General features: G+C 68.0%; 7 protein-coding genes. 1 reads left to right on the top strand and 6 read right to left on the bottom strand.

Annotated features, from left to right (window positions below):
* Nucleotides 1-217 precede the first annotated feature (217 nt).
* Complete coding sequence (locus FJ309_02610) at nucleotides 218-1177, top strand: transposase (GenBank protein MBM3953510.1); 960 nt, start codon at nucleotides 218-220, stop codon at nucleotides 1175-1177.
* A 14-nt stretch (nucleotides 1178-1191) separates the two neighbouring features.
* Here the strand turns inward: FJ309_02610 and FJ309_02605 are convergent, their stop codons facing one another.
* From FJ309_02605 to FJ309_02580, 6 genes are all read right to left on the bottom strand, one after another.
* Entirely contained in the window at nucleotides 1192-1617 is a 426-nt protein-coding gene (locus tag FJ309_02605) for a PIN domain-containing protein (protein MBM3953509.1), read from the bottom strand.
* Between the two features lie 2 nt (nucleotides 1618-1619).
* Nucleotides 1620-1820, bottom strand: coding sequence for a hypothetical protein (locus FJ309_02600; GenBank protein ID MBM3953508.1), 201 nt, complete (start codon nucleotides 1818-1820; stop codon nucleotides 1620-1622).
* A 246-nt stretch (nucleotides 1821-2066) separates the two neighbouring features.
* On the bottom strand, nucleotides 2067-2876 hold the full coding sequence (locus FJ309_02595) for a DUF4143 domain-containing protein (GenBank protein MBM3953507.1): 810 nt from the start codon (nucleotides 2874-2876) through the stop codon (nucleotides 2067-2069).
* On the bottom strand, nucleotides 2705-3337 hold the full coding sequence (locus FJ309_02590; GenBank protein ID MBM3953506.1) for a hypothetical protein: 633 nt from the start codon (nucleotides 3335-3337) through the stop codon (nucleotides 2705-2707). The genes FJ309_02595 and FJ309_02590 overlap by 172 nt, the downstream gene beginning before the upstream one ends.
* 214 nt (nucleotides 3338-3551) lie before the next feature.
* The gene (locus tag FJ309_02585; protein ID MBM3953505.1) at nucleotides 3552-4142 is read right to left on the bottom strand and encodes a Uma2 family endonuclease; all 591 of its coding nucleotides are present in this window, start codon (nucleotides 4140-4142) and stop codon (nucleotides 3552-3554) included.
* A 202-nt stretch (nucleotides 4143-4344) separates the two neighbouring features.
* A complete protein-coding gene (locus FJ309_02580; GenBank protein ID MBM3953504.1) occupies nucleotides 4345-7170 on the bottom strand; it encodes a hypothetical protein in 2826 nt (941 codons plus the stop codon).
* Nucleotides 7171-7187: the final 17 nt, after the last annotated feature.

Raw genomic sequence — 7187 nt, 5'->3', positions numbered from 1 at the left:
ATCTTGGCGCTCAGTGACTTGGAGACAGGCATGATCGATCCTCCGTGATGATCGCTGCCCGACCGATCACCGACGCAATTTCGGCGACATCACGGACGCGATTGCCCAATCATGCCAGATTACCCATTATGGCGCAATCGCCCTGGACGTCGCGGTCACCCGCTACTACCACTGCATTTCCCGCTGCGTCAGGCGGGCCTTCCTCTGCGGCGAGGGCGTGACGCACCGCAAGGCCTGGATTGAAGCCCGGCTCGAAGTCCTCGCCAAGCACTTCGCCATCTCGGTCTGCGGCTTCGCGATCCTCGACAACCACCTTCACGTTCTCTGCCGCCTCGACCCCTGCATCGCCGACGGCTGGAGCGACGAAGACGTCGTCCGCCGCTGGATCGCCGTCTACCGCCCCTCCTGCCTCGACGTAGATAGCCCGGCCACGGTTCAGGCCTGGATCGACCAGCAGGTTCAAGACACCGCCCGTGTGGCCCGCTATCGGGCGCGGCTCCAGGATCTCGGCTGGTTCATGAAGGCCCTCAAGGAGCCACTGGCGCGCCTCGCCAACAAGGAAGACGACTGCACGGGCACGTTCTGGGAAGCCCGCTACAAGTCGATCGCGATCCTCGACGAACAAGCCCTGCTCGCGACCTGCGCCTACATCGACTTGAACCCGTTCGCCGCCGGCATCGCCAAAACCCCCGAAGAAGCGCCACACACCTCGATCAAGCAGCGGGTCGATCACGTCCGCAAGAGCGGCGACCTCGAAAAACTCCAGGCCGCCGCCGCAGCAACATCCGTCCCTGCCGCCCGAATCGAAGGCGACCTCGAACAATCCCACTGGCTCTGCCCGCTCCAGGATCGCAAGACGTCCGGCACCGTTTGCGCCGGCGCAGCCCGCGAAGGCATGTTGCCTGGGTTTTCCCTGTCGAGCTACCTCGAGCTCGTGGATTGGACGGCACGGCTCTGCCGCACGGGCAAGGCACGGATCACGCAGGAAGTGGCGGGCATCATGAACCGGCTTGGCACGAGCCCCGAATACTGGCAGGCTCACCTCCAACACCTTCTCGGCAAGACCCGCTGGCTCGGCAGCTACTGTGCGACGAGCACCGAGCGGCTCAAGGCCATCGCCACGAATCGCGGCGTCCATCACGTGGACAATGCGCTTGGCGGATTGACCGCGGGATAGCTGCCAATACCCACTCAGCCCCGTGATATTCTCAAGATCCCTGTCGCCCGCTGCCACTCCAAGAACATGCCGGGCGTCAGAACATGGAGAGCATAAAAACTGTTGCCCAGTAGGGCGATAAAATCCGCGGTGTCGAGCGTCAGCAGCACGTCGGCCCATGCGGCTGCCGTAAACAGCACTGGGCGATCTTTTGCGGCACCGAACACGGCTGGCATGTCGCTCGTCCAGACATCCCGAACGATGCGAAGGCCGCCTGCGATCGCCTGCCATTCGACCGCCGGGTCCCCGGGGAGTTTGCCGAGGTTGCGACGAACCTCGGCAAGCGAGTATCCGCTCGATACCAACTCCCAGCCATGGGCAGCGGCGGCATTGAAGATGGCCCGGGAAGCACCGCGCGGCCTTCCACACGCGGCGAGCGCTACGCTGGCATCGACGAACAACCTCACGATCCGGCCCAAAACCGTTCCATCGCCTGCTCGTCCTCGTCGAGCCACGCTTCCAGTTGTTCCCGGGTGAACGCCCGCGGCTCAGGAAGGGGGACGCGCTGACTTCGAAGCCGCTCGGCGACGAATAGCAGGAGCTCGGCCTGCTGCTCAGCCGAGAGATTTTGCACGGCTTGCTCGATGTCGACGAGGCTTTGCATGGCGGTGAGATGGTAATGGGGGATTGGCTCGATCAACCCAGAGATTTGTGCGAGCCAAACCTTGATTCAGCATATCGCAGAAAGGGAAGCAGCGAAATGGACAGGCATCACCTTGGGCAGGCATCCCCTTGGGCATCCCCTTGAGCAGGCGGGCGCGCTGGCCACTTCAGGCGTGGGCCTCGACTGGGGCTACGCCGGCTTGGCTGCGGGATAGCGACGGTGAATCCGGCGGTGCCGCCGACGTTTTCAGAAAACGTCGCCAGCCCACAGACGGCGGCTGAACTCGGCGAACGGCAAGACCGTGACCGCATCGTTCACGATCGTCTTCTTTCCGAGGTAGACGCCATACGCAGCATCGATCGCGCCATGCTCGGCGATCATTGCCAAGGGCCGGCTCCACTCCGACCGCCATTGAGACGAGGCTTTGGCCTCGATGGCCACGAGCCGGGCCGGCCGATTCAAGACCTTCTTTTGCGTTTCCACCACGAAGTCGATGTCGAATGCTCCGGTCACGCTGTAGTGGAACAACCGCTTGTCTTTCCGCCGATAGGAATTGAACGCGCGGAGCTCGCCGAGCACGAGCGTCTCGAACGAGAAACCCCGCCATTCGTCGGGCATCGTCTCCCGAATCCAGCCCGCCGCGGCCCGGGCCACCCCGGCGTCGAAGAAATAAAATTTCGGGTGAGCCACCTCCTTCGAGCGAAGCCCGGGGCGATATGCGGGGAGCCGCAGGCCGAGCAGTGTGTCTTCGAGAATCTCGAAGTAGGTGTCGACCGTGCGCCGCTTGATCGCCGCTCGCTGGGCGACCCGCTCGACGTTCAGCACCTGGGCGTGGTGCTTTGCGGCTTCCTGAAGGAACCGCGCGAACGGCTGGATATTGCGGGTCAGTGCCTCCGCCGCAATCTCCTCCTGAAGATAGGTGCCCACGTAGCTCGCGAGCGTGTCGGTCGCATGCAACGGGTCCGTAACCACGGGAGGAAGCGTCCCGTAGGCGAGACACGCATCGAGAAACGAGGTGTGCTTGATCTCTGCCCAAGCCAGCGGGAAAAATCGCACCGAATCGCCCGGCCACCGAGCAGGTTGACGTCGGCTCGACGCAGTTTTCTGGCACTGGAGCCGGTGATCGCGAAATTGATGCGCCGTGCTTCGTAAAGCCCGTGTATTTCATCGAGCAGATCGGGCACTTTCTGGGCCTCGTCGATGACCGCCCATTCGCCAGCCCGAAGCCCACCGAGGTCCGATCGGAGCAACGACGGATTCGATCGGTAGCGATACAACTGCTCCGCGTGCAACAGATCGATCCTGACAGCCCGCGGAAAATGGTTCGCCAACCAGGTGGACTTCCCCGTGCCACGAGGCCCGAGCAGGAGGAACGTCTTCTTCGGCGGGGCGAGTAATCGAGAAAAAATCCTGGCCATGCTCCCTCCGGGCCGCGACCATGGCGTTGCTCGCGTCACAAACGCAAATCCTACATCGGCGATGTAGGATTTGCACACCGTGACAGCTGCTCGACGCATGCCACCCGAAACCGCCGCGCCCGGATCACGACGTGCTTCGGATGGCAGCGGGCAGGGGAGAAGAAAGGACAGGCATGATCGTCGGTCCCATGCGGTGCTCCCCGCTCCATGTCCGCCGGCGGCGGACACGGAACTCGTACGGGCCGGTGTTTACCGTCTCGACCTGGAGGATCCGGCCGAACATGTCCGCCGTCTTCGCCGGTCGGTTTTCACGTCAGCCCGCGGCCGGAAATTCGACGCCGGCGTAGATCTCCGCCACCGGCACGGCGATGCCGAGCGACTCGAACTCGACCAGGCCCGCCGGATCGGCGACCGCGGTCAGCAGCCAGGAGCCCCGATCGCCCCCCCCCTGCCGCCGAAACCGCTCCACCGAGACACGATCCTGGGCCAGCACGAGATACTCCTCGACGCTCGGCAGCTGCCGGTAATGGCCGAACTTCACGCCCCGGTCGTACTTCTCGGTGGAGTCGGAGAGCACCTCCGCCAGCACGAGCGGATTGGTGGCCGAGTAGTGAACGCCATCCTCGAAGACCGGCTTGCCGCAGAACACGACGACATCGGGATAGGTATACAACCCTGTGGCGTCCACCTTGACCCGCTGGTCGCTCGTCAGCACTGTGCAGCCGCGGCCGGCCAGGCGGTTGCGGATCGCATGGGCAAGGTTGTCCTTGACGAGATTGTGCCAGTATGAGCCGCCGCTCATGGCGAACATCTCGCCGGCCAGATACTCGTGCCGCCGCTCGCTCGCCACCTCGATGGCGAGATATTCCGCGGGCGTCAGGCGTCGCTTTTCGGCGGTAGACATGAGAAAAATGATATACGGGGGTATAGGCACCGTCAACGCCGTAGGCCACCGGCCGAGCAGGATGATGCACCCGGAAGGAGCGGAGTGAGAGGAAAAAGGACAGCCAGGCATCATCCTTGCGTCTGTCGATCCGTCGGCACGGGGGACAGAGGCCGCGAAAGCTTTGTCACGGGCCGTCGCACGGCGCTATAGCAGCTGGCCGTCAGCGCTCGGCGATGGCGGTCTCACGGGGCAGGACCTCGATCACCGCCGGCAGCGAGCACTGGCCGCCGTCGGCCGTGGCGCGGAGATGGAACAGGCGCCGCCCCGGCTTGGCCACCGGACTGGCCGTGATGAAAAACTCGCGCTCCGTCTGCCCCTCGACGATCAGCAGGCCGTTGAGGCCGATGTTGTCGACGAAACAGCCGTGGGGGAGATTGCGGCCGGAGTCGTCGCCGCCGAGCTCGATCCGGCCGTCGAAGGCGTGGCGCACGGCGCGGACCTTCGCCGACAGCGTCGTGCCGGGACGGATCGAAAACAGGATCGCCTCGTCTGGCGCGGCGCGCCCGCGGCCAGCCGCGTCGAGGATCTCGACGGCGAGCTTCGGCGCGTCGGCAAGCTGGATGTCGCCGAGCGCGCCGAGCTCCTTGGCAACCTCGCGGCCAAGAATCGTGGCCGTGGCCGTGACGCGGACCGCCTTGTCGAGTGCCTCGTCTGGAGCGACCGCGGCGGCGGCGGCGGCGAGCACGCCGATGGCCCGCTCCTGCCCGGCCTCGATCTCGATCGGCCCGGGGAGCGTGAATCCGGGGGGCAGGTCGGCGACCGCGATCCGCACCGCCCCGTCAAACCCTTCGTCGCGCGTCACGGTAAACGCCACCTCGCGGGCGCTCCCCGGACTCACCTTGGGATTCATCCCGCCGATGGCGACGGTGAAATCGGGGCGCGGGGCGCGGACCGACAGGGCGTAGCGGTGGTCGGGACCGCCGAACGACCGGACGTCGCTGACCCGGGCGAGGTAGTCGCCGTCGGCCGGCGCCGTGAACAGGAGCTGCGAGTCGGTGCCGAGGCGCCGGTTGGCGGCGTCGTCGTTGTCGTAGACGAGGCGGAACACCGGCAGGCCGTTGGGGGCGGGGCGGGCGCCGGCTGGGAGCGCCTCGACGATCCATGCCGGCTCGCCGAGGGCATGGGTGACGGCGGTGGTGTCGAACAGCGTCTGGCGGGGCCCGCCGCCGGGATAGACTTTGAAGCCACTGTCGGGGCCACGCGGGTAGAGCCACAGCTTCACCACTTCGCCGCCGGTGTAGAGCAGCTCGTCGAGCTCCATCTCGGCCCAGTTGTGGAGCCGGAAATCGTCGGACTGGCTCGAATCCTTGCCGCGAAACGTGAACCAACTGTCGCGCGTGGCCCGGAGCACGACGCGCTCCACCGGCTCGCCGGCACGGGGGCCGGCGGCATGGAGGACCTCGATCCGCGAGTCGAGCGGCGACTTCGACCGTGCGGCGTTCGTCTCGAGGAGCACGACCTGCCCGGCGGTGGCCGAAAAGCGGACGAGGTCAACGTCGCCCGGGGCCCCGATCACGCCGCTGACGACGACCCCGACCGGCACGGCAGGGGCGGTGGCAGGGGAGTCGTTGGGCTCGGCCTCGGCGACCGCGGCGAGATCGGCAGGGGGAGCGGGGGTCGAGGCCGGACTGGAGGCCCCCGTCCCGGCGGGGGCGAGACCAGCACCCGGCCCCACTGGCGCGGAATCTCCCGCCAGCGCCGCCACGATCCCGTCGGCGGTGCCGGCGAGAAACGTACCGTCGGCACGGGGGGCGATCGCCGTCGCGGCGTCGGCGCGGGGCACGAACGGGGCGACGAGATCGACCGCCGGAAACGACCACAGCCGCGCCGTGCCATCCTCGGCACCGGTCGCGAGGCGCGTGCCGTCGGGAGACAGGGCGAGCGCCACGATCGCGCTTTCGTGGGCATAGCGCGAGACGCGCGGCGGATTGAGCCCGGGAGCGTCGAGCGTGGCCACTTCCCAGACATGGATCCGCCGGTCGCGGCCGGCGGCCACCAGGTGCCGGCCGTCGGGGGCAAAGGCGACGGCAAACACCTCGGCCTGTGGCTGCGAGAGTGTGTCGAGGCGCACGCCGTCGGCCGTGCGCCACAGTTTCACCGTCTCGTCGGCGCTGGCGCTGGCGAGGACCTTGCCCGACGGATGCCAGGCGAGGTCGAACACCGGGCCGTCGTGGACGTCGATGCTCCGCACGAGGGTGCCGTCGGCCGCGCGCCACAGCTTCACGCTCCGGTCGTAGCCGGCGGTGGCGACGAGCGTGCCGTCGGGCGACAGCTCGGCATCGTGGAGGATGTCGCGGTGCGGGCCGAACGTCGCCAGGACCGCCGCGCTCGACGTATCGCGGAGCTGCGCCGATCCGGTGAGCCCCGCGATCCCGCCGGCGACGACGAGGCGCCGGCCGTCGGCGGAGAAGTGCAGCGCCGTCACCCGTCCCGGCGGATCGGCGACCGGCAGCGCGCCGCCGTCGCGGAGGATCTCCACCTGCCGGTCGCGGGCCACGGCGACGGCGCCGTCGGGGCCCAGCGCCAGTGCCGTCACCGGCAGGCTGCCGCGCGCGGGGGGCAGCCGGGGGACCGCCATCTCGGCGAGGATCGAGCGGTCGACGGCCGGCCCCGGCGCGCCGGCGGCGATCCAGGCACGCACCGCCTCGATCTCGGCGGCCGACGGCTGCGGCTGGCCGGCCGGCGGCATGTGGTCGTCGCCGGTGGCGGCGAGGCGCGACAGCACGAGTGCCGCGCTGCCGTCGCCCGTGCCGAGCGGATTGCCGGCCGAGCCGCCGGCGCGCAACAGCGCGAAGGTCTCGACCGACAGGCCTCCCTCGGCGTCGGCCCCGGCATGGCAGCCGGCGCAGTAGGCGCGGAGCAACGGCGCCACGTCGCGCTCGAACGACGGCGCGGCCGCCTGGGCAGCAGGCGCCACGACGACGAGCGCGACCAGCCACGCGACTGACCGCGCGGTGGCGACGTGCGGGGGGCGGGGCGCGGTCATCGGCCGGTCTCCAGCGG

The sequence above is a fragment of the Planctomycetota bacterium genome, assembly GCA_016872555.1.
Taxonomy (GTDB): domain Bacteria; phylum Planctomycetota; class Planctomycetia; order Pirellulales; family UBA1268; genus F1-20-MAGs016.
Note: the sequence above shows the minus strand (reverse complement) of the source record. Positions and strands in the feature narration are given on the sequence as shown.

What these genes read in the sequence shown, in the direction of transcription:
- FJ309_02600 (MBM3953508.1), bottom strand. Translation starts at nt 1,820, where the DNA reads ATGCAAAGCCTCGTCGACATCGAGCAAGCCGTGCAAAATCTCTCGGCT.
- FJ309_02590 (MBM3953506.1), bottom strand. Translation starts at nt 3,337, where the DNA reads ATGCGTCGAGCAGCTGTCACGGTGTGCAAATCCTACATCGCCGATGTA.
- FJ309_02585 (MBM3953505.1), bottom strand. Translation starts at nt 4,142, where the DNA reads ATGTCTACCGCCGAAAAGCGACGCCTGACGCCCGCGGAATATCTCGCC.
- FJ309_02580 (MBM3953504.1), bottom strand. Translation starts at nt 7,170, where the DNA reads ATGACCGCGCCCCGCCCCCCGCACGTCGCCACCGCGCGGTCAGTCGCG.